We start from the raw sequence: 24857 nt of genomic DNA on the forward strand, positions 1-24857 counted from the left end.
CGGGTCGTCGCTCCTTAAGTCTTCAGGTGTTCGGTACCGTGTTGGCGAAGGTCGTCATGTCGCCCTTCGGCCGCTTGTCGGTGATCGCCTGGCCCTCGATCATGTAGAACACGGTCTCGGCGATGTTGGTGGCGTGGTCGCCGATCCGCTCGATGTTCTTGGCGCAGAACATCAGGTGAATACAGAACGAGATATTGCGCGGATCCTCCATCATGTAGGTGAGGAGCTCGCGGAACAGCGAGGTGCAGATGGCGTCGACCTCCTCGTCGCCCTTCCACACCGCCATCGCCGCCGGGAGATCATGCGCGGCATAGGCGTCCAGCACCGACTTGACCTGCTGCTGCACGAGGTCGGTCATGTGCTCGAGGCCGCGGAACAGCTTGAGCGGATGGAAGTCCGTCTCCAGCGCGGCGACGCGCTTGCCCATGTTCTTGGCGAGGTCGCCGATGCGCTCGAGATCGGTCGCGACGCGCATGGCGCCGACGATCTCGCGCAAATCGACCGCCATCGGCTGACGGCGGGCGATGGTGAGCACCGCACGCTCCTCGATGCGCTTCTGCAGCGCGTCCAGCTCGGTGTCGATGGCGACGACACGCTGGCCGAGCGGGACGTCGCGGCGGATCAGCGCGTCGACGGACTCGACGATCATGCGCTCGGCGATGCCACCCATCTCGGCGACCAGGCGGGTGAGTTCCTGGAGGTCGGTATCGAAGGCCTTTGCGGTATGTTCAGAACCCATGTCGCGTCTCCTAGCCGAACCGGCCGGTGATGTAATCCTGCGTGCGCCGGTCGGTCGGCGACGTGAAGATCTTGCTGGTGTCGTCGAACTCGATCAGCTCGCCGAGATACATGAAGGCGGTCTTGTCGGAGACGCGCGCCGCCTGCTGCATGTTGTGAGTGACGATCGCGATCGTGTAATCCTCGGATAGCTCCTGGATCAGCTCCTCGACCTTGGCGGTCGAGATCGGGTCGAGCGCCGAGCAGGGTTCGTCGAACAAGATCACCTCGGGCCTCACCGCGACGGTGCGGGCGATGCAGAGGCGCTGCTGCTGGCCGCCGGAGAGCGACAGGCCGGAGGCGTTGAGCTTGTCCTTGACCTCGTTCCACAGCGCGCCGCCGCGCAGCGCCTTTTCGACGCGGCCGTCCATCTCGGACTTCGAGATCTTCTCATAGAGACGGATGCCGAACGCGATGTTCTCGTAGATCGTCATCGGGAACGGCGTCGGCTTCTGGAACACCATACCGACGCGGGCGCGCAGCAAATTGAGGTCCAGCTTGCCGTCCAGGATGTTGGTCTGATCGAGCATGAGCTGACCGGTGGCGCGCTGGCCGGGATAGAGGTCGTACATCCGGTTGAAGATGCGCAGCAGGGTCGACTTGCCGCAGCCCGACGGACCGATGAACGCCGTGACGCGGTTGGCGCCGAGCGTCAGGTTGATGTTCTTCAGCGCGTGGTGCTCGCCGTAATAGAAATTCAGGTTGCGTACGGTCACCTTGGGCGGCGCCTCCGGCAGCACCGGCGCGTGGGGCAGCCCACCGGCCGCGCTCATCGATACGGAAAGATCACTCATTTTGCGGTCCTCTCGGCGCCAAGGATGCGCGCGCCAATATTAAGGGCAAGAACGGTCAGGGTGATGAGCAGCGCCCCGCTCCAGGCCAACTGCTTCCAGTAGACATAGGGGCTCTGCACGAAGTTGTTGATGGTGACCGGCAGGTTCGCCATCGTCTTGTTCAGGCCGAGGCTGAAGAACTGGTTCGACAGCGCGGTGAACAGCAGCGGCGCGGTCTCACCGGCGACGCGGGCGGTCGCGAGCAGCACGCCCGTGATGAGACCCGATCGGGCAGCACGATAAGCGATCCGTTTGATCACCAGCGAACGCGGTAGGCCGAGCGCCGAGGCCGCCTCACGCAACGCGTTCGGCACCAGCAGCAGCATGTCCTCGGTCGTGCGCAGCACCACCGGGATCACGATGACCGCGAGCGCGAGCGAGCCTGCGATCGCCGAGAAGCCGCGCATCGGCACCACCACCGCGCCGTAGATGAACAGGCCGATGATGATCGAGGGCGCCGAGAGCAGGATGTCGTTGATGAAGCGGATCACCGAGGTCAGCCGGTCATTGCGGCCGTATTCGGCAAGATAAGTGCCGGCGAACATGCCAAGCGGCGCGCCGATGCCGACGCCGATCACGGTCATGATCAGCGAGCCGACGATGGCGTTGAGCAGACCGCCCTCGTTCGATCCCGGTGGCGGCGTGTTCTCGGTGAACAGCTGGACATTGAGTCCCGCCACTCCGTTGTAGAGCAGCGTGATCAGGATCAGCGCGAGCCAGGTGACGCCGAAGGCGGTTGCGGCGATGCAGAGCCCGCGGACGACGATGTCCTTGCGACGGCGACTTGAATAGATCGGGTTCATGGCGCTAGTTCCCCGCCTTCTTTTCCAGCCGCATCAGCATCAGCCGCGCCGCTGCGAGCACGAAGAACGTCAGTACGAACAGCAGCAGGCCGAGCAGGATCAGGCCGGACTGGTGCAGGCCGTCGCTCTCCGCGAACTCGGATGCGATCGCCGCCGATATCGTGGTGCCGGGGGCGAAGATCGACGACGAGATCCGGAACGAGTTGCCGATGATGAAGGTCACCGCCATGGTCTCGCCGAGCGCGCGGCCCAGCGCCAGCATGACGCCGCCGATGACGCCGACGCGGGTGTAGGGGATCACCACGCTGCGGACGACTTCCCAGGTGGTGCAGCCGACGCCGTAGGCGGCTTCCTTCAGGACCGGCGGCACCGTCTTGAACACGTCGACCGAGATCGAGGTGATGAAGGGCAGCACCATGATGGCGAGGATCAGCGCGGCATTGAACAGGCTGAGATAGGACGGCGGTCCCGCGAAGATCGCGCCCAGCACGGGCGCGCCGTCGAAGATCTTGATCATGAAGGGCTGGAACGTATTGGCCAGGAATGGGCCCAGCACGAAGAAGCCCCACATGCCGTAGATGATCGAAGGGATGCCGGCGAGCAGCTCGATCGCCATGCCGATCGGGCGGCGCAGCCATTGCGGGCAGAGCTCGGTAAGGAAGATGGCAATGCCGAGACCCACGGGAATGGCGATCAGCATCGCGATGAAGGAGGTGACGAGCGTGCCGTACATCGGCCCGAGCGCGCCGAGCACCGGCGGATCGGCGGATGGCGCCCAGCGCTGCGTCCACAGGAACGAGACCCCGAATTCCTTCATCGCCGGGAAGGCGCCGACGATCAGCGAAATGATGATGCCGCCGAGGATCAGAAGCACCGAGATCGCGGAGAGCCGCGTGATCCAGTAGAAGGTGACGTCGCCGAGCTTGAACGCGCTCAAGGCCTTGGCGCGATCATACGGTCCGGCGTCGTCGATTACATCGCTCTGAACGGCCATCTCTGCCACGCCGATCCCCTGTTCCAAATAGTATACGTTTTTTGTTGGTCCGTGCCCCGGATGCGGCGCAGCGCATCCGGGGCACGAGCGTCGCGAGACTAGCTCTTGATTTCGGCAGCCCAGGTCTTCTCGATCAGCTGAACCACCGGGTCCGGCATCGGGATGTAGTCGAGCTCTTCAGCCGCCTTGCTGCCGCTCTTGAAAGCCCAGCGGAAGAACTTGATCGCTTCCTGCGAGGCCGCCTTGTCGGTGGCGTCCTTGTGCATGAGGATGAAGGTCGCCGCCGTGATCGGCCAGGACTTCTCGCCGGGCTGGTCGGTCAGGATGACGTAGTAGCCGGGAGCCTTGGCCCAGTCGGCGTTGGAGGCGGCCGCCTGGAAGGCTTCGACGGTGGGCTGCACCGGCTTGCCGGCCTTGTTGACGAGACCGGTGTAGGTCAGCTTGTTCTGCTTGGCATAGGCGTACTCGACGTAGCCGATCGAGTTCTTGGTCTGGCTGATGTTGCCGGACACGCCTTCGTTACCCTTGGCGCCGACGCCGACCGGCCATTCGACGGCGGTACCTTCACCGACCTTGCTCTTCCAGTCCGCGCTGGCCTTGGCGAGGTAGTTGGTGAAGTTGAAGGTGGTGCCCGAACCGTCCGACCGGCGGACCACGGTGATGGCCTCCGAGGGCAGCTTCACGTTCGGGTTCAGCTTCTTGATCGCGGCGTCGTCCCATTTGGTGATCTTGCCGAGATAGATGCTAGCCAGGGTCTCGCCGTCGAACACCATCTCACCGGGCTTCACGCCCTCGATGTTGACGACGGGAACGATGGCGCCCATCACCATCGGCCACTGGACGAGGCCGTCCTTCTCGAGCTGCTCGGCCTTGAGCGGCGCGTCGCTGGCGCCGAAGGTCACGGTCTTGGCCTGGATCTGCTTGATGCCGCCGCCGGAGCCGATCGACTGGTAATTCAGACCGTTGCCGGTCTCCTTCTTGTAGGCGTCGGCCCATTTGGAATAGATCGGGAACGGGAACGTCGCGCCGGCTCCGGTGATATCGGCAGCAAAGGCCGCCGTCGTCGATGCGGCGACCATGCCAGCAGCGACGAGTGTTTTGAGGAAATTCATGCTGGTCTCCATACAGGGGAGCGAAGCGCCATCCGCGCCCGATCGCGCTCCCCGTGCCGCCCCTTTAGGAGCGGACAGCTGAGCTTTTACGAAGGTTTGGTGACAGTCGGATGACAGCGTTAAGCAGCTGAAATTGCTGGAATTTAGCTCAGAGCCGCGGGCTTGCCCTGGGGGAAACAGGCGGTGAAAATGGCGCCCTGTTTGGGCACGCTTTCGATCAAAAGCCGGCCGCGATGGCGGTTAAGAATATGTTTCACCAGCGATAATCCGAGGCCCGTGCCGCCCTGCGAGCGGCTGTCGCCGACATCGACCCGGTAGAAGCGCTCGGTCAGCCGCGGCAGGTGCTCCGGCGCGATGCCGGGGCCGAAATCCCGGACCAGGACCCGGATTTCCTGAGTTCCATCAGGGGCGGCGCCTGATATCAGCGACACGATGACGCGACCACCCGAGGCGCCGTATTTGAGCGCGTTCTCGATCAAATTCTCGAACAGGCGGAGCAGCTCCTCGCGGTCCCCCGCGATCAGCACCGGGCTCTCAGGGAGCTGGGTCTCGACCTCGACCTGGCGCTCCCGCGCCAGCGGCTCGAGCCCATCGGCGACCTGCAAGATGATCGGCAGCAGGTCGACCAGGGTGTCGGGCCGCACATGGGCCGACAGCTCCACCCGCGACAGCGACAGCAGATCGTCGATCAGGCGTGCCATGCGGGTCGCCTGGTTGTGCATGATGCCGAGGAAGCGCTCGCGCGCCTTGGGATCGTCCTTGGCTTGGCCCTGGAGCGTGTCGATGAAGCCGGACAGCGCGGCCAGCGGCGTGCGCAGCTCGTGGCTGGCATTGGCGACGAAGTCGGCTCGCATCTCCTCGACCCGGCGCAGCGGCGTCTGGTCGTGGAAGGTCATCAGCATGCATTTGTCGGCGCCGCCGAAGGTGGTGGGCACCGGCACCGGCGTGATGGTCAGCTCCATCCACCGATCGACCGGGACATGGTCGAGATAGGTCGCGCGCCGCGGCTCGGTGGTCGCGATCGACTCGCGGAGCGCCGTGATGATCTCGGGCGAACGCAGCGCGAACTGGGCGAGCTCATTCCGGCGTAGCGCCGGCGCGAGCTGGGCGGCCGCGGCGTTGAGATGGATGACGCGGCCGGCGCGGTCGAGCAGCACCGCGGGATCGGGCATGCCAGCGACCACCGCGGCCACCGCCGCGCTCTCGACCGGGTTGACGCGGCGGGTCTCTTCGCGGGAGGCGGCGGTATCGTGCAGGCGCCACGGGATCAGCGCCGCGGCCGCGATGCAGAGGAACACCGCAATGGCATGCAGCGCCAGCAATTCGCCCAGCGAGACCACCACCGACAGCGCCAGCGCCGCGGCGATCAGGATGACGGTCGAGTGCCGCAGCCGGTCGGACCAGGGCTGGGAGGAGGGAGAAGATGGGGCGTCGATCGCCATCGGGGCGGGCTTCTCCAAAAGGATCTTGCGCCGGTCAGGCGCCGCTGTCGCTGCGCTTTCTCACGTAAGCGGCTTCAGGCGCGGGGCCGGGGTCAAGCTTGAGCGCGGCCTGTTGCAGGCGTTTCGATCGTGCGCCGATGATAACTTCGCGAAACGTCAGCAAGATTACAGATATGACGAAAGGGGACAGATAATAGAGGACGCGGAACAGCAGCATCCCGCCCAGCAGCTCCTCGCGGTCCATCTGCCAGAGACCGACCAGCATGGCCGCGTCGAACACGCCAAGGCCCCCGGGCGAATGACTGGCAAAGCCGAGCAGCGTGGCCGAGACGAAGATCACCGCGACCACCACGAAGCCGAGATTGGGCTCGTCCGGGACCAGCACGTACATCGCGAGCGCGCAGAAGCCGAGATCGATAATGCCGATCGCGATCTGGAGCAGCGTCAGCGGACCGCCCGGCAGCATCACAGTCCAGGGCCCGCGGCCGACCATTCGCGGCTGGGTCCAGACCCACACCACGTAAGCCACCAGGCCGACGATAATCATCATCGCCAGCGTCCGGTTCAGCCAGGCCGGAAGCTGGTCTATCGAGGCCGCAGCCTCCGGATGATAGGAGATGCCGAGGCCCAGCACCGCGGCATTGCCGAGCCAGAAGGTCAGGCCGGCGAGGAAGCAAATTTTTGCGACGTCGATCGCGTTCAGGCCGTAGGCAGAATAGATGCGGTAGCGCACCGCGCCGCCGGTGAAGACGCTGGCGCCGACATTGTGGCCAATCGAATAGCTGGTGAAGGCGGCGAGCGCGTTGATCCGATAGGGCACGTGGGCGTGGCCGATCGCGCGCACGGCGAACAGGTCGTAGAAGGTCAGCGTGAAATAGCCCGCGGCGACGAACAGCGCCGCCATCGCAATCTGGCTCGGCTCGGTGCTCTTGATCGCTTCGAGGACTTCGTTGACATCGATGCCGCGCAGCATGTGGTAGAGCACATAGCAAGCGATGCCGATGACCGCGACGCTGATCACAACTCCAAGCTTATGCAGGATTTGCTTCTGGCGCAGAAACGACATCGCCCTGCGTATGGCTTCCAGCATCTAAACCTCGAACAACGCTTCAGCGGCCAGGGTGGCCGGCGAACAGGCGAACGACACGCAGGCACCCGACGAACCCTCGCTGCGGGTCCCGGCATGGCGCATACCTACTATCCCTCCACTAGCGCGTTTCCGGGCGGAGTGGAATTCGGCAATTCGAACAAAAACTCGTGCCTTCAATATTTTAGGCAGGGTTGCGGGCTCCTGATGCACGGTTTGGCGCTTTCGGCGGCAAGACTGACGCGAATCTCCATGGCAATCCTGCGCAGTGGCCATGAAGTTTTGATGATTTCGACCGCACAATGTTCCGTCACGACTTAAGCCGACGTCAATCTATGGGCCGGATTCCCCTGTTGAAAGAGGGGGTGGCGCGGCGCGAGGCCGCTGCGGCCCGCGCGATTACGTGGCCGACGGCTCGCGCCCGATCCATCCGGTTGCACTGCGACATCACAGACGTCATCGCGGCCGCCCGCCAGCGGCCGCGATGAGCATGTCGTTCGGAGGTAGCGATCTGCTCAGGCCGCAAGCTGCGGGCGCACCGCCTCGATCCCCGCGATCCAGCCGGCCACGGAGCGCCCGATCGCCTCGGGGTGATCCTCCTGGAGGAAATGCAGGCCGGCGCCGAGACGAACCAGCGCGCAGTGCTTCAGGGAGGCTGCAAACCGTTCGGCAAATTCCGGCGCGACCAGAGCTCCAGGCTCGGCCGTGAACAAGAGTTTTGGATAGGACGACGCGGCCAGCGCCGCATGCGCGGATTGGAGCGCGCCATAGACGTCAGCAGGCTCGCCTGCGATCGGCAGTTCGCGCGGAAGCGCAAGAACGGGCCGGCGGCTCTCCGGTGTCGGGAACGGCGCGCGATAGGGCGCCATCTCGTCGTCGCTGAGCTTGCGGACGATGCCGCCGGGGAGCACGCGCTCGACGAAAGCATTCGCCTTGAGGATCATCGCCTCGCCCTCGCCCGGCGTCCTGAATTTGCGGAAGGCCGCCCGTGCCGCCTCGGCATGCTCCTGCTCTGCGGCAACCTCGGTGTAGTGGAAGTCCTGCCAGGTCGGCATCGGACGGATGAACTCCATGAAGGCGACGCCGCGCACGAAATCCGGTCGGCGCGCCGCAAGATGAAATGCGAGCGCCGTGCCCCAATCCTGCGCGATGAGATAGGCCGACGTGATACCGCGCTGTTCGATGAAGGCATCGAGATAGCGGACGTGGTCAAAGAAGCGGTAGGCGATGTCGGGCTTGTCGGACTGACCGAAGCCGACGTTGTCGGGCGCGAGGCAATGCGCGACCGGTGACACCAAGGGCATGATGTTGCGCCAGATGTGCGAGGAAGTCGGATTGCCGTGCAGGAAGAGCGCGACCGGCGCGTTCTGCGCGCCCGTCTCACGATAAGCCATGCTGCTTCCGAGGACGGACGCTTTGCGAATCTTGATCTCGATCTGCTTGGTCATGTCAGCTCCTTGAACACGGTTTGGAATGCGATAGTCTTGAAACGTTCGAGCGCTTTCGGATTGCGGTCGACCTTCATGCGCAGGATCGCGCCCTGCCAGGACGCGAGCAGGAAGTCGGCGAGCTCCTCAGGCTCGAAATCGGATGCGATCTCGCCGCGGGTCTGCGCCTCGGCGATGCAGGCGGCGAACGGCACGCGCCATTCGGCAAAGATGTCGGCGAGGCGCACGCGCAGCATCTCGCTGCTGCCGGTCGCTTCCAGACTGAGATCGCCGATCAGGCAGCCGCGACCAAAGCCGTCGGCTTCCAGCCTGCCCGTGATGATGTCGAGGTAGCGCTTGAGCCGCGCGCGGGGGCTCAGCGAAACATCCTGCAATGCCTCCGCGACCAAGCCCCTGGTGATGTCGAAATAGCGGTCGAGCACCTCGGAGGCGAACGCCTCCTTGGAGCGGAAATGGTTGGTGAAGGACCCCTGCGGCGCGCCGGCGGCGGTGGTTACATCGCGCACGCTGGTGCCGTGATAGCCGGTGCGGAACATGACATTGAGGCCGGCGTCGATGATGGCGTCTTTGAGCGATGGCTTTGGCATGACTTCATAATACGTACGTACGTATTAATGTCAAGCACCACTCGACTCCCTGGCAATCTGATGGTGGCGCAAGTGATGAGCGCGTTTGCCCCTCAGCTCAGCCGCTCAGGCCGGCGGCATGCTGCGCGCAACCACCCGGTCGCGCAGCCAGGCGCCGATGGCGCCGCCGACGAGATAGCAGGCGAACATGATCAGGCCGAGGTCGAGCCAGTAGCCGAAGCGGCCGGGGACCACATGCGCGAACGAGGCCGCGACCAGGCCGGCAGCAAGCACGGCGAGCCAGCGCGCGGTCACCTTCGAGGTGCCGTTGCCGCGTTGGACCACCGAGATCCAGCCCATGCAGAAGCCGAGCAGCAGCGAGCCTATCAGCCAGCCCAGATGGAACGAGACGAGATAGGGCATCGTCACCTCACCAGAAATTCGATGCGGCGGTTCTGCGCCTTGGCGTCTTCGCTGTCATTGGTGGCGACCGGCTGCGTGCTGCCGTAGCCGACAGCGGTGAAGCGACCGGCAGGCAGGCCGGCCTTGACCAGATAGTCGATCACCGCCTGCGCGCGCTTCTCCGAGAGTGCCTGGTTGAAGGAATCCTCGCCGTCGGCATCGGTATGCCCGGCGACCTCGATATTGGTGGTGGGGCATCGCAGTGCCGTCTCGATCAGATGATCGAGAATGCCGGCGGAATCCGGATCGATGTCGGCGCGCTTCGCCGCGAAACGAATCTTGGCCTTGGCCAAGAGCTCCGAGAACAATTGCTGGCACACGGTGCCGTCGACCGGGCCGGCCGCGGGTTTCACCGTGATTTCCGGCTTGTACTGCCAGTTCTTCGGGAAATCCTTGCCGAGGCCTGCGCGGATGTCGTTGGCGGCACCTTCATACAGCGCATCGCCCGACAGCTTCACCTCGCGGTCGGACACGACCAGCGTGCCGGTCGACAGGCGCGACAGCGCGCCGAGCGCTGCGACCACGGCGGGGCTGAAGGAGCCGGGCGCGCCGACGCTGGCCTTGAGATTGTCGACGACCTTTTCGTTGAAGAATTTCCGGGACGCGCTAGTGGCGATGGCCGCGTGGACGTTGTTGTCGGGAACATAGCCGGTCAGCGTCACCGTCGCGGCCACCGGATCCTTGTAGGCCTGGAAGACGTAAGGCGGCGCCTTGACGTCGTTGGCGGCGATCGAAAAGCCCTCGGGCAGGTTTTTCAGCGCAGCTACGACCGCTTCGCGGCCGCCGAGATCGCGCGCCATCCCCGACAGAGTGACCTTGGTGTCTGTGATCGTGATCTTGCCGTCCTTGAGCTTGCCGATCTGGTCGAGCAGCAGCATCGCAGCCGCCTCGAACCGCGGCGGTGCGCCGCGCGCCAGCCCCATCTGATCGGCCACCTCTGTACCGGCGACCTCCTTGCGGGCCGCCTCGGTCAGCCGGCCCTTCATCGATGGCAGGGGCGCGGAGCCCGACAGCGTCACCCGCACCACGTCCCGTTCGGCGTTCCAGACGAAGGGCTTTGCCTCGGGAACGAGGCGGGTCCGGTCGTCGACCAGGCGCACGCCGGGCACGGTCTCGACAGCCACCACAGCGTCGCGGCGACCCTCCTCGGAAAACGCGTCCGCAGCCAGGCTGACGTCGCGGCCGTCCACTGCGATCCGGGTCTTGTCCAGAACGGTATCCTTTAGCGCCGCCGAGCTGCGGGCGGAAAGGTCCGCCTCGACCGGCGAAGTATTATTCCAGGCCGCAAATCCCCACATGACGGCCAGGGGAATCAGCCCTGGCCACCATTTGCTGGCCCACCTGAAAAGCTTCTGCATTCGACGACCCGAACTCTGGAACCGGAGACAAAACAAACCCTTGGCGGGCTGTCAAACCGGAAATGACGCCCTTCCGAAGGCCGGGCGTGGACAATTGGAATAACTCTTTCTTCAAGGGTTCTTCCGTAAGTTGAAGACGGAATGCCAAAGTCCGCCAGCGGGTCATGAAACAACTTCGTAACAACGTCATCCGCGCCGGGCTGGAAGCACTCTATTTCAGCGGCGCCCACCACCTGTTGCGCCCGCTTTTGTCGGGCGTCGGCGCCATTTTCATGCTGCATCACGTGCGGCCGGCCCGCGACGCGGCGTTCCAGCCGAACAGGCATCTCGAAGTCACCCCCGAATTTCTGCGCGCGACACTGTGCCATCTGCGCTCGCGCGAGATCGACATCGTCAGCATGGACGAGCTGCATGAGCGGCTGGTGCGGCGCCGGTTCGACCGGCGCTTCGCCGCCTTCACGCTCGACGATGGCTATCGCGACAATCTCGATTTTGCGCTGCCGGTTCTGCGCGAATTTGACGCGCCTCTGGCGGTCTATGTCGCCAGCGATTTCGCGGAGGGCACGGGTCGGCTGTGGTGGGAGGCGCTGGAGGCCGTGATCGCCAAGGCCGAGCAGATCGAGGTGACAATCGGTAATGCCGCGCTGCGGCTCGATGCCACGACGCCAGCCGCCAAGCAGGTGGCGTTCGACCGCCTGCACGACTGGTTGCGCGCACTGCCCGGCGAGCACGATCTCAAGCGCGAGATCGAGGCGCTCTGCACGAAGTACGGCGTCGATATGGCCGCGCTGTGCCGCAGCCTCTGCCTGTCCTGGGACGAGGTGAAGACATTTGCCGCCGATCCCCTTGTCACGATCGGCGCGCATTCCATCAGCCATTGCAATCTCGCCAAGCAAAGCGAAGAGATCGCCACGCAGGAGATGGCCGTAAGCCGCGCGCGAATCGAGCAGGCGCTCGGCCGCAACGTTCAACATCTTGCCTATCCCTATGGCGATCGCGAGGCGGCGGGAGAGCGTGAATTCGTGCTCGCTGCGTCCGCCGGCTTCAAGACTGCGGTGACGACGCGGCCCGGAATGCTGTTCGCCGAAAACGCCGGCCACATGACCGCGCTGCCACGGGTCTCGCTCAACGGCAATTACCAGGACACGCGGATTCTGCCGGTGCTGACCTCGGGCGCCGCGACCGCGATGTGGAACGGCTTCCGCAGGATCGCGGCGGCTTAAATCTCTCCGTCTTCGCTGCCCGAACTCGGACGTCGTCCTGGCGAAAGCCAGGACCCATTACCACCGCTGTCCATTTTGCGACGCGCTCGGGCCGCAGCTCATTCAAACAACTCTTTCTTGGGGTAATGGGTCCTGGCTTTCGCCAGGACGACGATGCAGCGCCTTCCTTGACTCCCCTCCCCGCCCGCGCTCAAAACGTCGCCAACAAAGGGAGGCACCATGTTCGACGATCTGTTCTCGCTCAAAGGCCGTGTCGCGCTGGTGACCGGCGGTTCGCGCGGCATCGGCAAGATGATCGCGGCGGGATTTCTCAGCGCAGGGGCTGCGAAGGTCTACATCACCGCGCGCAAGGCCGGGCCTTGCGAAGCGACCGCGAACGAGCTCTCCGCGCAGTATGACGGCGAATGCATCGCGTTGCCGATCGACATCTCGACGCTGGCCGGCGCCGAGCTGCTTGCGAGCGAATTCGGAAAGCGCGAGCCAAAACTCGACATCCTCGTCAACAATGCGGGCGCGGCCTGGGGCGCGGAGTTCGACGAGTTTCCGGAGAGCGGCTGGGACAAGGTGATGAACCTCAATGTCAAGGCGCCGTTCTTCCTGACCAAGGCGCTGGCGCCCACGCTGCGCGCGGCGGCATCAGCAGAGCGGCCGGCGAAAGTGATCAACATCGCCTCGATCGACGGCATCTTCGTCAATCCGGGCGAGACCTATTCTTACGCGGCAAGCAAGGCGGGGCTGATCCATTTGACGCGGCGCATGGCCGTGAAGCTGATCGGCGACCACGTCGTGGTCACCGCGATCGCGCCGGGCCCGTTCAAATCCGACATGAACCGCGCCGCACGCGATCATGCCGACGAAGTCTCGACCCGCGTGCCTGCGGGCCGCATCGGCACCGACGAGGACATGGCGGGCGCTGCGATCTATCTCGCCTCGCGCGCGGGGGACTATGTGGTTGGCGCGACCATCGCGGTGGATGGTGGCATTGTTTATGCGAACCCGGGGATCAAGGGGAGCGGGTGGGATAGTTGAGGCAACGGCCCGCGCCTCAAATTCCGGCGTCGTCCCGGCGCAGGCCGGGACCCATACCGCGTGATCTATCGGTTGCGGTTGGTAGGAGTACCGAACAACTAGCCCGCCGCCAAACTTCTCCCTGTGGTTATGGGTCCCGGCTTTCGCCGGGACGACATGGGAGGCTTTGCGCCTCCCTCGCGTGTATCAGCCGGCAGAGAACCAGCTCCTACGACTCGATCCTCACATACTCGAAATCGCCGGGCTTGTTGTCGATGCCGACTTTCGGCGGCGAGATCCAGGAGGCGAACTGGCCGGTCTCGGTGACGGGCTGCATCAGCGAGGTGATGAAGTCGCCGTCCGCGGTGGAGGGCAGCCATTCGTCCTTGCGCCGGGCCCAATTTGCGTCATCGATCAACAGACCATCCGGCGTCGCGTGGATGCCCTTGAACTCGCCGATATGGCGATGGAAGGCGACGTTGGGCAGCTTGAGCTCAAACTGGTAGCCCGCGGTCGAGATCACCTTGTTCCAGCGCAGCATGCCCTTGACGCAATCCTGGCTGTAATCGTCGCGCAGACGCATGTTGAGCGCGGTCAACGCCGGCTCGTCCACCAGTTTGATCTCGCCGTCGATGAACTTCAGCACCGGATAGGTGGCGTTCTTGAGCTGATGATCGTCGTCGATCTGGGTCTCGTGATAGCGACCCTTGATGCCGGTGTTGAAGGCGTTCGCCGCGTTGGTCGAGACTTCCGAGCCAAACAGATCGAGCGACAGCGTATAATGCAGGTTCAGCTTCTTCTGGATCGTCGGCAGGTCGATCACACCGAGCGCGCGGACCTTCGCGATCTCGGTGGGATCGGTGATGCCGGCTTCCCGCATCGCATCGCAGGTGCGCTGCACGACGCGGGTGATGCCGGTCTCGCCGACGAACATGTGGTGCGCTTCCTCCGTCAGCATGAAGCGGCAGGTGCGCGACAGGGGATCGAAGCCCGACTGCGCCAGCGAGTGCAGCTGCATCTTGCCGTCGCGGTCGGTGAAATAGGTGAACATGAAGAAGGACAGCCAGTCCGGCGTCGCCTCGTTGAAGGCGCCCAGCATGCGTGGCGAGTCGGCGTCACCCGAGCGGCGGCGCAACAAATCGTCAGCCTCTTCACGTCCGTCGCGACCGAAGTACTTTTGCAGCAGGTACACCATCGCCCAGAGGTGACGGCCCTCCTCGACATTGACCTGAAACAGATTGCGCATGTCGTAGAGCGAGGGCGCGGTCTTGCCGAGGTGGCGCTGCTGCTCGACCGAGGCAGGCTCGGTGTCGCCCTGGATCACGATCAGACGGCGCAGCATGGCGCGATATTCACCCGGGACTTCCTGCCAGGCCGGCTCGCCAAAATGCTCGCCGAACGGCACGACGCGGTTCTCTTCCTGGGGAGCAAGGAGAATGCCCCAGCGATACTCGGGCATGCGCACGTAATCGAACTTGGCCCAGCCGCGCGGATCGACCGAATAGGCGGTGCGCAAGTACACCAGCGATTCCTGGAAGCCTTCCGGCCCCATGTCTTTCCACCAGTCCATGTAGCCGGGATGCCAGCCTTCCAGCGCCTTCAGCACCTGGCGGTCTTCGGCGAGATTGACGTTGTTCGGAATCTTGGTCGAGTAGTCGACGTTCATGATGTTCATGTTCATGGCCGTGCTCCTTGGATTTCTTTCGTCATGCCCGGCCTTGTGCCGGGCATCCACGTTCTGGCTTGCTCAGCCAAGGACGTGGATGGCCGGGACGAGCCCGGCCATGACGCAGCAAATGTCATCACACCCGCGTCATATCGAATTTCGGCTTCTGGCCGCTGCCGTAGCGGCGCAGCGCGCCTTCCTCGCCGACCGCGTTCGGGCGCTGGAAGATCCAGTTCTGCCACGCGGTGAGGCGGGAGAAGATTTTCGATTCCATCGTCTCGGGGCCGACGAAGCGCAGGCTCGCTTCCATGCCGGTGAGGCTGTCGGGCGAGAAGCTGGCGCGCTCCTCGAGGAACACGCGGACCTCGTCGTCCCAGTCGATGTCGTCGAGCGCGAAGGTGACGAGACCGAGCTCTTCGGCCTGCTCGGCGTCCAGCGCCGTGCCCATCGTGGCTTCTGCGCGTTCCACATCGGACGGATCGGCCTGGAAGCGCGACTGAAGCCGCGTCAGGCCGTGGCTCATCGGATACGGGCCAAAATTCATCGCTGACAGTTCGATCGACGGCGGCGGGCGGTTGTCGCCCTGGCGCGTGCCGATCAGCATGTAGGAGCGGTCGGCGGCGAATACGAGCTCGGCGAGCGTGCCGGCGAAGCAGGAGCCGGGCTCGACCAGCGTCACCAGCGTCCGCGAGGTGACGTCGATGCGCTTCAAGACGCGCTTCCAGTAGTGCCTGATTTCGTTGACCAGCCAGTGCGTCTTGTTGGCTTCGAGGAAGGCGTCGCAGGCGAGCACATGCGCGCGGTCGCCATGGCTCTTGAACACCAGCATGGCGATCTCGAGCTCGTTGATGCGCAGATGCAGGATCGCGTCGTCGAGTTCGCGCGCGACCTGGAGCGGCCAGAACGCGACACCCTGCGCCATCATGCTGTCGATGTCGGCGGGCGGCGCGGCTTCAGGCGCCTTGATCGAGATCGTGGCGATGCGCGCGGCGCGATCGATGTCGACGGTGACAAAGCCGTAGCGGATGCTGGTCTCATCGATGATGCGCTTGAGCGGCGTCAGCGCGATGCCCTTGCCGCTGCCCGCGCGCTTCGAGGCCTGGGCGAATTCCCTGGCGCGCTCGGCAACCTTGCCTTCGAGTTTGCTGTTCGGCGCGATCTCGTCGACCAGGCGCCATTGCACGGCGCGCTTGCCCTTCACGCCTTCCTCGATGGTGCAGAAGAAATCGGCGCGATCGCGGCGCACCTTGCGCTTGTCGACCACACGCGTGAGGCCGCCGGTGCCCGGCAGCACCGCGAGCAGCGGCACTTCCGGCAAGGCGACGGCGGACGCACCGTCATCGGCGAGCATGATGTAGTCGGTGGCGAGCGCGAGCTCATAGCCGCCGCCCGCGGCCGAGCCGTTCACGACGGTGATGAAGCGCTGGCCGGAATTCTCCGACGAGTCTTCCATGCCGTTGCGCGTCTCGTTGGTGAACTTGCAGAAATTGACCTTGTGGGCATGCGTCGAGCCCGCAAGCATGCGGATGTTGGCGCCGGCGCAGAACACGCGGTTCTTGGCCGAGCGCATCACCACGACCTTGACCTCGGGGTGCTCGAAGCGCAGCCGCTGGACGACGTCGGCAAGCTCGATGTCGACGCCGAGATCGTAGGAGTTGAGCTTGAGCAGATAGCCCTCGAACAGGCCGCCGTTCTCATCGACGTCCATGGTCAGCGTCGCGACATCGCCGTCGACCGCGAGCTTCCAGTGCCGGTAGCGGGACGGCTCGGTCTGGAAATCGATGAATGTCGCGCCGCCTGCGAGGCGCCGATCTTCCCCGGCCATGGGCCACCCTTGAGCTTGATTATGCGTTTTGGCTATAGCGTTAGATGCACAATAGTGCACATTCCTGGGCGCGTCTACCCCTTAAGCGAGTGAACATGCATTTTGTTTCATGTCTTCGCGCAGGGCCGCTGCTGCAAATTGCTCAATCGCGTCAAGCGTCTGTCCCGGAGCTTCGCGGTGGGGAGAATGCGCCGCGCCTGAAATGACTTCCAACTCGACCGGGCAATAGCATTCTTGCTGCGCGATCTCGGCCTGATGCAGCGTCCCGTATTGGTCGTCCACGCCTTGAAGGACCAGCACCGGAACGCGGATGTAGGCGAGATATTCCGAGATGTCCCAGTCGCGGAACTTTGGATCGAGCCAGGCGCCGTTCCAGCCATAGAAGGCGTTGTCGACGTCCTTGTGCCAGCGCGCGAGCTTTGCCTTCAGGTCGGTGGTCTCGAAGGTACTCTTGATCGCGGCGATGGATTTCACCGAGATGTCCTCGACGATGAAATGCGGCGCGATCAGCACGAGGCCGTTCAGGCGATGATCCTGATGCGCGCCGGCATAGATGGTCGCGATCGAGGCGCCGTCGGAATGGCCGAGCAGCAGGCCGCGCCTGAAGCCGATCGCATCGAGCACCTTCGGCAGCACGTCCAGTGCCTCGCGCTGCATGTAATCGAGCGGGCGCGGCAACGTCACCGGGCTCGATTGGCCATAGCCTGCACGCGAATAGGCGAAGATGCCGGCGCCGGTCGCCTGCTGCAGCTTCTCGGGGAAGTCACCCCAGAGCCCGACCGAGCCGAGGCCTTCATGCAGCATGACGATGGTGGGTGCATCGGCGGATTGCGGCGCCAGCCATTTGTATTCGAGGCTGGCGTTGTCGATGCTGAGAAAGCCGGTGGGGGTGAGGTCGGTCATGCTGTCGTATCCATTCAGTCCGTCCTTCCGGACAACTCGCAAAGCGAGTTGATCCGGAAACCCGAGATTGCAGTCTGCGGATCGAGATTCCGGGTTCGCGCTTCGCGCGCCCCGGAATGACGAGGCCAATCAATTCGCCCCGTCCCGCAGCTTGAACCGCTGGATCTTGCCCGTCGCCGTCTTCGGCAGCGAGTCCACCACGTCGATCCAGCGCGGATATTTCCACGGGCCGATCTTCTGCTTGACGTGGTCCTTGAGCATCTCCTGCAGGCCCGTCGTCGTCGCGCCGGGGCGCAGCACGACGAAAGCCTTCGGCTTCAGCAGACCTTCCGGATCGGCTTCCGGCACGACGGCAGCTTCCAGCACGGCGGGATGCGTGATCAGCGCGCTCTCGACCTCGAAAGGCGAGACCCAGATGCCTGAGACCTTGAACATGTCGTCGGCGCGGCCGCAGAAGGTGTAGCGGCCCTCGGCATCCCTGACATATTTGTCGCCGGTGCGGGTCCACGGTCCCTCGAACGTGCGGCGGCTCTTGTGGCGCTGGTTCCAGTAGCCTTCGCCGGCGGAGGGCGCATCGACCAGGAGTTCGCCGACCTCGCCGTCGGCGACATCCTGTCCGGCCTCGTTGACGAGCCGCACCGCATAGCCCGGCACCGGCTTGCCGGAGGAGCCGTATTTGATGTCGCCGGGCGCATTCGACAGAAAGATGTGCAACAGCTCGGTCGAGCCGACGCCGTCGAGAATGTCGACGCCGAAGCGTGCCTTCCAGCTGTTGCCGACGGATTCCGGCAGCGCCTCGCCGGCGGAGGTGCAGATGCGCAAATTCTTGCCGCCGCGCTCGCCCTTCATCGCCTCGTCATTGAGCATCGCCGCGAACAGGGTCGGCACGCCGTAGAAGATCGAGGGATTATAGCGGTTCATCAGATCGAACATGCGCGCGGGGGTCGGCCGTTCGCTGTTGAGCACTACGGTGGCGCCGACCGACATTGGAAAGGTCAACGCATTGCCGAGACCATAGGCGAAGAACAGCTTTGCCGCAGAAAGACAAACGTCGTTCTCGCGGATGCCGAGCACCTGCTTCGCATAAGTGTCCGCGGTCGCCTGCATGTTCGAATGGATGTGCCGCACGCCCTTGGGCATGCCGGTCGAGCCTGACGAGTACAGCCAGAACGCCGGCTCGTCCGGATGCGTCGCAGCGGTGGTGAACCGGTCGCTCTCGTCCGCAATCTCCTCGGCGAGCTGCTTGTGGCCGTTCTGCTTGGCTCCGGCCACCACGACATGCTCGAGATCCGGCATGCGGCCGACGACGTCCTTGATGACGGGATAGAGCGCTTCCGAGACGAACAGCACGCGCGCGCGACAGTCGGCGAGGATGTAGGCGTATTGATCCGATGTCAGCAGCGTGTTGAGCGGCACCGGCACAATGCCGGCGCGGATCGCGCCCAGGAACAGAAGCGGGAAGTCGACGGCGTCCAGCATGATCATGGCCACGCGCTCTTCGCGGCGGACACCGAGCCGGCGCAGCATGTTGGCGGCGCGCCGCGTTTCGCGCTGGAGCTCGCCATAGGTGAGCCGTGAGACGGTGTCGTCGAAGGCGAGCTTGTTGCCGCGTCCCTCCTCGACATTCCGGTCGAGCAGCCAGGTCACCGCGTTATAGGATCCCTCGCTCACGGACTTCTCCCCTGAATTTAGAATTATAATTCATAGAAAGACACCGCATCGGCTTGCTGTCAATGCCAGCAGGCACTATGTTTCATTAATACGCGCCGCAGGACACCCCTAAAAGAAGACCTCCGCACAAGAAGCCCGTGATCCGTAGTCCATGACCGACAGTCCCGACGCCGAATCCCGATTTCTCGAACAGCTCGGCCAGCGCGTGCGCAACATGCGCGCGCTGCGCGGCATGTCGCGCAAGGTGCTCGCCAAGGTATCAGGAATATCGGAGCGCTACATCGCGCAGCTCGAAAGCGGCAAGGGCAATGTCTCCATCGTGCTGCTCCGCCGCGTCTCCGACGCGATGGGCGCGCATCTCGAAGATCTGCTTCCCTCGGTCGATCCGACCCCGGACTGGCAGATGTTTCGCGATCTCTTGCGCAAGGCGACGCCGGCGCAGATCGCGCAAGCCAAGGATTTACTTGCGGGCGGCAGCGCAACCGCGCCGCGGCGCGCGCCGTTCTGCGGCATCGCGCTGATCGGCCTGCGCGGCGCCGGCAAATCGACGCTCGGCAGGATGCTGGCGAAGAAGGTCGGCTGGAGTTTTGTCGAGCTCAACAAGGAGGTCGAACAGCAGAACGGCCTCTCGGTCGCCGAGATCATCGCGCTCTATGGCCAGGAAGGTTTTCGCCGCATGGAGCAGGCGGCGCTGCAGCAGCTGCTCGCGCGCAACGAGCTGATGGTGCTGGCGACCGGCGGCGGCATCGTGTCGGAGCCCTTGACCTTCGACCAGATCCTGTCGTCGTTCTACACGATCTGGCTGAAGGCCGAGCCCGAGGAGCACATGGCCCGCGTCCGCCGCCAGGGCGATTTGCGCCCGATGGCCGACGACCGCTCCGCCATGGCGGAGCTGCGCAACATCCTCCTGAGCCGCGAGCCGCTGTATGCACGCGCGACGGCGGTGGTGGACACGGCCGGGCTTTCCGTCGATGCCGCCGCGGCAAGGCTGATCGATGCGGTGCGGCCGGTGCTGCAGAACGAAGCACGCAGCTTCGGGCTGCGCAGCGTGGCGCTGTAGGTCCGAACTCCCATGACCGATAGCGCCGTCGCAATCTCCATGTTCGAGCGGATCGGCGGCAGCACCACGATCAATCGACTGGTCGATCGTTTCTATGAGCGGATGGATACGCTGCCGGAGGCGAAGATCATTCGCGCCATGCATGCGGACGACCTGGGCCTCATCAGGGATGTGCTGAAGCGCTATCTCACCGAATGGACCGGTGGCCCGAAACTGTATTCAGTCGAGAAGGGCCACCCGCGGCTGCGCCAGCGCCACATCGGCTTTGCCATTGGCGACGCCGAGCGCGACGCGTGGATGCTTTGCATGCGCGGCGCGCTGGAGGAGACGGTCGTCGACACTGCCGCGCGGCAGGATCTCGAGCGCGCTCTGTCGGGCCTCGCCGACTGGATGCGCAACCGGACGTGAGCGGCCAAGGGATGAGCGGAGCGAGAATCCAGATCGCGTCTCAATGACCTTCCCTGGTCTCGTTGCGCTCACCAATGCCAAAGCGCGATGAGATTGGATTGAATCGCCGTCGCGCTTCAGCTTATTGACGAGCCACAACGACCATTCGTCAGGTGATCTTCGATGCGGCGATCGTCGCCTGACTGATGCCCAGTCTCGGAGCGATCTGGTTGGCGATTTGCGCTCCGAGCCATACACCTCCGGTGTGTCCGAGATGAACCGGCGTGGGAATCCCGAATTCGTCGGCAGTGTTTGCGGGGTTGCGTTTGGTGATGCCGTCAAACTGCCAGTGCACGCCGAGATAGACGCGACTGACGGAATTGTCGGTGATTGCGCGCCAGAGACTGTCGTGACTGAGCGTCAGATGGTCGCGCGGAAGCATCGTTCGCGGATCGATGTTGCGGCCATTGTATTCGTCGGAGACGAAATCAAAGGCGAACTTATCGACCCCGTGCTGGTTGAACGACGTGACGCCCTTTTCGACGAGGAAGAGCCTCAACAGCTGGAATGCCGCCGCACCGAACGTCGCATGTCCGGAGGGGTAGGCCGGAAAGTCCGGCGTCAAGCCGATGCCGCTTCCGTTGGTGTCGGGGCGGCCGAGCGGCAGCCAGCCCGGTATGGCTTTCCCATTGCCCGCAACGGCTTTTTGAATGCCCACCGCGGGACGCCACATCATGTGCGTGTCGGCATATTTGTAGTGCCACGCGTCGATCCCGGCATCTGCCATTGCGATCGCGGCGCCTCCGACGATCGTGAGCTCGTCGGCGAGGTTCAATTTGCCGGGGGTCCGTGCCTCGATCGCGTCCAGAGCCGTCAGCAAGACCTGGAGGTAGAGTCGCGGCGGGGTGCCGAGCTCAGGCGGGCCATCATAGCCCCATGCGATGCCGACCACTTCTTCGGCCAAGGTCCGAGAGCCCGCCGTGCGCTGAAGGCCTCCCTTCTCCACGACCTTGGCGAAATCGGCCTGATAGTGCGGCGTCGGCTCGACCTGCGTTGGCGAGATTCGGCCGGGAGGCGGTGGAAAGTTCGCGATTCGCGTCGCGAGCAGGGGCGTGCACTCGCCCCATTTTCCGCCGGCGTAACGCTGGGTCGGCTGGTTCGGAGGGGCAATATGCGTATAGGGCGCGCCGGTAGCGACATATTGATCCGCAGCGGCGTTGGTCGCATCGCTTGTGCCGAGGGCGTGCACCGCGTCGCCGAACGCGCGGCCGGCGTGCTCCGACGCGCTCCCGGGCTGCCCGAGGCCGAAATACTCGAGCCACGTGCTCCAAGCCGGATCCAGGAAGCGGGTCTGATTTGGATATCGCCTGAGCAACACTTGGGCGCAGGCGGCGGCCGCCGCGATCTGGGCGTTCGCATCGCCAAGACCGGGCGGTGCGGCGACGTTCAAAAGACGGGAACGGCTGCTTGCATGTGCATGGGCGTCATTGAGCGCGGCGAGTGCCATGCCCAGCGCCCGCGCCGTCAAAAAGGGACCCTTTTGATCGCCGGGGCTGAGCGCTTGCGTATGATCCCGGCGGATGCATTCGATTGCCATATCGACCCAGTAGCGAAGCTGTTTAGAAGTCGCGGTCATTCCTAATCTCCTTCAATATTGTCGGTCACGTTCAAATGAAGATAGCGCCACGTACAATCTTGGCGTGCGGCGCCTGCATGCTATTCGTGGGGGCGAGGTGCGGATGTGATCCAACTTACAGGCGTGGCGATTCGCCGCGGCGCGGGTCCGCCTAAAGCTGCGTCTGCTGAATGGAGACAAGATGCGCCTAGAGAAGGCGATCCTTTATGGCCACTGCGCCCTCACGCAACAGTGGCAAAAATCGCTCGATCAACTCCTGCGCCGGCACGCGGTCGACATGGGCGCCCATGTTGATAGCGGCGACGATGACATCGTCATAACGACGCACCGGGACGGAGATTGAGCGGAAATGCGGCTCGGCTTCGCGGTCGACTAGCGAATAGCCCTGCGCGCGGTCGGCGACGATGCGCGCGAGCAGTGCCTTGGGATCGGTTACAGCATCGGGCGTCAGCGCCTCGCGCTTCATCGCTTTCAGCCGTGCGGCGAGATCGGCATCGTCGAGCTGGCCGAGCATGGCGCGACCGACGGAGGTGCAAAACGCTGGAAGCCGGTAGCCGATGTCCAGCCCACCCGAAAACATCCGCGCCGGACTGCTGCGCGCGATGAACACGACCTCATTGCCGTCGAGCACCGCGAGCGAGGAGATTTCGTTGGCCGCTGTCGCGACGCGGTCGAGCACTGGTTGCAGGACCGTGACGAGCTGGTTCGACCGCAGGTAGGACGCGGCGAGTGTCAGCACATGTGGCGTCAGCGAGAACAGCTTGCCGTCGCCACTGACGAAGCCGCCGCGCTGGAGCGTGAACAACATGCGCCGCGCGGTGGCGCGTGGAAGCTCGGCGGCACGGGCGAGATCGCTGAGCGTCATCGGCCCGGCCGTGGTGCCGAAGCACTGCAGCAGGCGCAGCCCGCGGTCGAGGCTCTCGACGAAATCCGTCGCGCGCTCGTCGCTCTCGCTTCGTTTCAGCTTGGGCATGATGTCAGGGTCCTGCAAAATAGTGCTTGCTGGCGGATCAAGGCATGTCATAATTCGCCCATTCGTTCAATAGGCGAACAACCGCCACTCCACAGAGGATGCACTCGCCATGATGAGCCAGGAGCAGAACGACTTGATCACCCGCACCGGGCCGAAGGACCCATGTGGCAAGCTGATGCGGAGCTACTTGCAGCCGGCGGCGCTGGTGGACGAGCTCGACGGCGATCGTCCGATCCGTCCCATCAGATTGCTCGGCGAAAACCTGGTGCTGTTCCGCGACGAGACCGGCCGTTACGGCCTGATCGATCGCCACTGCGCGCATCGCGGCGCCGATCTCGCCTTCGGACGGCTCGAGCACGGCGGCCTGCGCTGCGCCTTCCATGGCTGGCTGTTCGACGCCACCGGCCAGTGCATCGAGACCCCGGCCGAGCCGAAGGATTCAAAACTCTGCCAGAACATCCGCCAGCGCTCTTATCCCGTGGTGGAGAAGAGCGGCATCCTTTGGGCCTGGCTCGGCGAGGGTGAGCCGCCGGCCTTTCCGGAGCTCGACTGTTTTGTCGCGCCCGATACCCACACCTTTGCATTCAAGGGCCACATGGCCTGCAACTGGTTGCAGGCGCTCGAAGTCGGCATCGATCCCGCGCACGCCTCCTATCTGCATCGCTTCTTCGAGGACGAGGACACCTCGACGGCCTACGGCAAGCAGTTCCGCGGCGCCTCGGCCGGCAGCGACTTGCCGATGACGAAGATTTTGCGCGAATACGATCGCCCGATCATCAATGTCGAGCACACCGAATACGGCCTGCGGCTGATCGCGCTGCGCGAGATCGACGAGGAGCGCACCCATGTTCGCGTCACCAACCAGCTCTTCCCGCACGGCTTCGTCATCCCCATGAGCACGGAGATGACGATCACGCAGTGGCACGTGCCGGTCGACGACGAGAACTGCTACTGGTACGCGATCTTCACCAGCTATTCGAATCCGGTCGACAAGAAGAAGATGCGCGACCAGCGGCTCGAGCTCTATGAGCTGCCGGACTACAAATCTCGCAAGAACAGGACCAACGATTACGGCTTCGACCCGCACGAGCAGCAGACGGCGACCTATACCGGTATGGGTACCGACATCAACGTGCACGACCAGTGGGCGGTGGAATCGATGGGCGCGATCCAGGATCGCACCAAGGAGCACCTCGGCACGAGCGACAAGGCGATCGTGCAATACCGCCGCCTGCTGCGGCAGGAGATCGAGAAAGTCGCAGGCGGCGAGAAGCCGATGCTGCATCTCGACGAGGCCACCGCACGTTCGATCCAGGGCCCGGCGACCATGGACGGCATCGGGCCGACACGAGGCTGGGAGATCTACTGGATGGAAGTCGACGTCAAGCGCCGCCGCAGCGCGCCATGGACGGCCCCGGTGCCGAAGGAGATCGCGGACAACGTGCATCGGCTGACGGCGGCGGAGTGAGAATGCCGTTGGGCAGCGGCGGGCGCCACATACTCCACTGTCATGCTCCGCGAAAGCGGGGCATCCAGTACGCCGCGGCCTCTCGTGGACAAACGAACGTCTCTGGAATACTGGATCGTCCGCCTTCGCGGACGATGACAGCGTGGGCAATGCTC

The 24857-nt window shown here is 64.2% G+C and carries 22 protein-coding genes; 5 read left to right on the plus strand and 17 right to left on the minus strand.

Going from position 1 to position 24857, the window contains the following annotated elements:
• Positions 1-22: 22 nt before the first annotated feature.
• From phoU to ABIB66_RS06430, 11 genes are all read right to left on the minus strand, one after another.
• Positions 23-739: a phosphate signaling complex protein PhoU gene (gene phoU, locus ABIB66_RS06380; RefSeq protein ID WP_018456067.1), complete on the minus strand. Its 717-nt coding sequence runs from the start codon at positions 737-739 to the stop codon at positions 23-25.
• Between the two features lie 10 nt (positions 740-749).
• Positions 750-1571 (minus strand): phosphate ABC transporter ATP-binding protein PstB, encoded by an 822-nt coding sequence (gene pstB, locus ABIB66_RS06385; protein WP_007597875.1) that lies wholly within the window; start codon positions 1569-1571, stop codon positions 750-752.
• On the minus strand, positions 1568-2413 hold the full coding sequence (gene pstA, locus ABIB66_RS06390) for a phosphate ABC transporter permease PstA (RefSeq protein WP_275168449.1): 846 nt from the start codon (positions 2411-2413) through the stop codon (positions 1568-1570). Before pstA ends, pstB begins: the two co-directional genes overlap by 4 nt.
• 4 nt (positions 2414-2417) lie before the next feature.
• Positions 2418-3407, minus strand: a complete 990-nt coding sequence (gene pstC / locus ABIB66_RS06395; RefSeq protein ID WP_354254732.1) for a phosphate ABC transporter permease subunit PstC — start codon at positions 3405-3407, stop codon at positions 2418-2420.
• Between the two features lie 98 nt (positions 3408-3505).
• Positions 3506-4519, minus strand: coding sequence for a phosphate ABC transporter substrate-binding protein PstS (gene pstS / locus ABIB66_RS06400; RefSeq protein ID WP_354254593.1), 1014 nt, complete (start codon positions 4517-4519; stop codon positions 3506-3508).
• A 143-nt stretch (positions 4520-4662) separates the two neighbouring features.
• A complete protein-coding gene (locus ABIB66_RS06405) occupies positions 4663-5961 on the minus strand; it encodes an ATP-binding protein (protein ID WP_275168451.1) in 1299 nt (432 codons plus the stop codon).
• A 34-nt stretch (positions 5962-5995) separates the two neighbouring features.
• Complete coding sequence (locus ABIB66_RS06410; protein ID WP_275168452.1) at positions 5996-7051, minus strand: lysylphosphatidylglycerol synthase domain-containing protein; 1056 nt, start codon at positions 7049-7051, stop codon at positions 5996-5998.
• Positions 7052-7563: 512 nt separating this feature from the next.
• On the minus strand, positions 7564-8496 hold the full coding sequence (locus ABIB66_RS06415; protein WP_354206134.1) for a haloalkane dehalogenase: 933 nt from the start codon (positions 8494-8496) through the stop codon (positions 7564-7566).
• Positions 8493-9083: a TetR/AcrR family transcriptional regulator gene (locus tag ABIB66_RS06420; protein WP_354063949.1), complete on the minus strand. Its 591-nt coding sequence runs from the start codon at positions 9081-9083 to the stop codon at positions 8493-8495. Before ABIB66_RS06420 ends, ABIB66_RS06415 begins: the two co-directional genes overlap by 4 nt.
• 105 nt (positions 9084-9188) lie before the next feature.
• Entirely contained in the window at positions 9189-9485 is a 297-nt protein-coding gene (locus ABIB66_RS06425; RefSeq protein WP_275168455.1) for a hypothetical protein, read from the minus strand.
• Positions 9486-9487: 2 nt separating this feature from the next.
• A complete protein-coding gene (locus tag ABIB66_RS06430; protein ID WP_354254596.1) occupies positions 9488-10882 on the minus strand; it encodes an OmpA family protein in 1395 nt (464 codons plus the stop codon).
• Between the two features lie 164 nt (positions 10883-11046).
• On the opposite strand from ABIB66_RS06430, the gene ABIB66_RS06435 reads away from it, so the two are divergent.
• Complete coding sequence (locus ABIB66_RS06435) at positions 11047-12105, plus strand: polysaccharide deacetylase family protein (protein WP_354206129.1); 1059 nt, start codon at positions 11047-11049, stop codon at positions 12103-12105.
• A gap of 219 nt (positions 12106-12324) precedes the next feature.
• Positions 12325-13134, plus strand: coding sequence for an SDR family oxidoreductase (locus ABIB66_RS06440; protein WP_354063943.1), 810 nt, complete (start codon positions 12325-12327; stop codon positions 13132-13134).
• A gap of 208 nt (positions 13135-13342) precedes the next feature.
• Here the strand turns inward: ABIB66_RS06440 and boxB are convergent, their stop codons facing one another.
• The 4 genes from boxB to ABIB66_RS06460 all read right to left on the minus strand — a co-directional run bounded on the left by boxB (position 13343) and on the right by ABIB66_RS06460 (position 19178).
• The gene (gene boxB / locus ABIB66_RS06445) at positions 13343-14794 is read right to left on the minus strand and encodes a benzoyl-CoA 2,3-epoxidase subunit BoxB (RefSeq protein ID WP_354206126.1); all 1452 of its coding nucleotides are present in this window, start codon (positions 14792-14794) and stop codon (positions 13343-13345) included.
• A 121-nt stretch (positions 14795-14915) separates the two neighbouring features.
• Positions 14916-16604 (minus strand): 2,3-epoxybenzoyl-CoA dihydrolase, encoded by a 1689-nt coding sequence (gene boxC, locus ABIB66_RS06450; protein WP_354206124.1) that lies wholly within the window; start codon positions 16602-16604, stop codon positions 14916-14918.
• Positions 16605-16685: 81 nt separating this feature from the next.
• Positions 16686-17507, minus strand: a complete 822-nt coding sequence (locus ABIB66_RS06455; RefSeq protein WP_354206122.1) for an alpha/beta fold hydrolase — start codon at positions 17505-17507, stop codon at positions 16686-16688.
• 129 nt (positions 17508-17636) lie between these two features.
• Complete coding sequence (locus ABIB66_RS06460) at positions 17637-19178, minus strand: benzoate-CoA ligase family protein (protein ID WP_354206120.1); 1542 nt, start codon at positions 19176-19178, stop codon at positions 17637-17639.
• Positions 19179-19329: 151 nt separating this feature from the next.
• On the opposite strand from ABIB66_RS06460, the gene ABIB66_RS06465 reads away from it, so the two are divergent.
• Both ABIB66_RS06465 and ABIB66_RS06470 read left to right on the plus strand, forming a co-directional pair.
• Positions 19330-20238 carry a helix-turn-helix transcriptional regulator gene (locus ABIB66_RS06465; RefSeq protein ID WP_354254598.1) on the plus strand — a complete coding sequence of 303 codons (909 nt, stop codon included), beginning with the start codon at positions 19330-19332 and terminating at the stop codon, positions 20236-20238.
• 12 nt (positions 20239-20250) lie between these two features.
• Entirely contained in the window at positions 20251-20646 is a 396-nt protein-coding gene (locus ABIB66_RS06470) for a group II truncated hemoglobin (RefSeq protein WP_354206116.1), read from the plus strand.
• Between the two features lie 148 nt (positions 20647-20794).
• Here ABIB66_RS06470 and ABIB66_RS06475 read toward each other — a convergent pair whose 3' ends face one another.
• Complete coding sequence (locus ABIB66_RS06475) at positions 20795-22261, minus strand: vanadium-dependent haloperoxidase (protein ID WP_354206114.1); 1467 nt, start codon at positions 22259-22261, stop codon at positions 20795-20797.
• 187 nt (positions 22262-22448) lie between these two features.
• Complete coding sequence (locus ABIB66_RS06480) at positions 22449-23234, minus strand: IclR family transcriptional regulator domain-containing protein (RefSeq protein ID WP_354254600.1); 786 nt, start codon at positions 23232-23234, stop codon at positions 22449-22451.
• Positions 23235-23343: 109 nt separating this feature from the next.
• Here ABIB66_RS06480 and ABIB66_RS06485 point away from each other — a divergent pair, with 109 nt between their 5' ends.
• Complete coding sequence (locus ABIB66_RS06485) at positions 23344-24702, plus strand: aromatic ring-hydroxylating dioxygenase subunit alpha (RefSeq protein WP_354254602.1); 1359 nt, start codon at positions 23344-23346, stop codon at positions 24700-24702.
• The last annotated feature ends 155 nt before the right edge of the window (positions 24703-24857 follow it).

The sequence above is a fragment of the Bradyrhizobium sp. F1.13.3 genome (assembly GCF_040548265.1).
GTDB lineage: Bacteria > Pseudomonadota > Alphaproteobacteria > Rhizobiales > Xanthobacteraceae > Bradyrhizobium.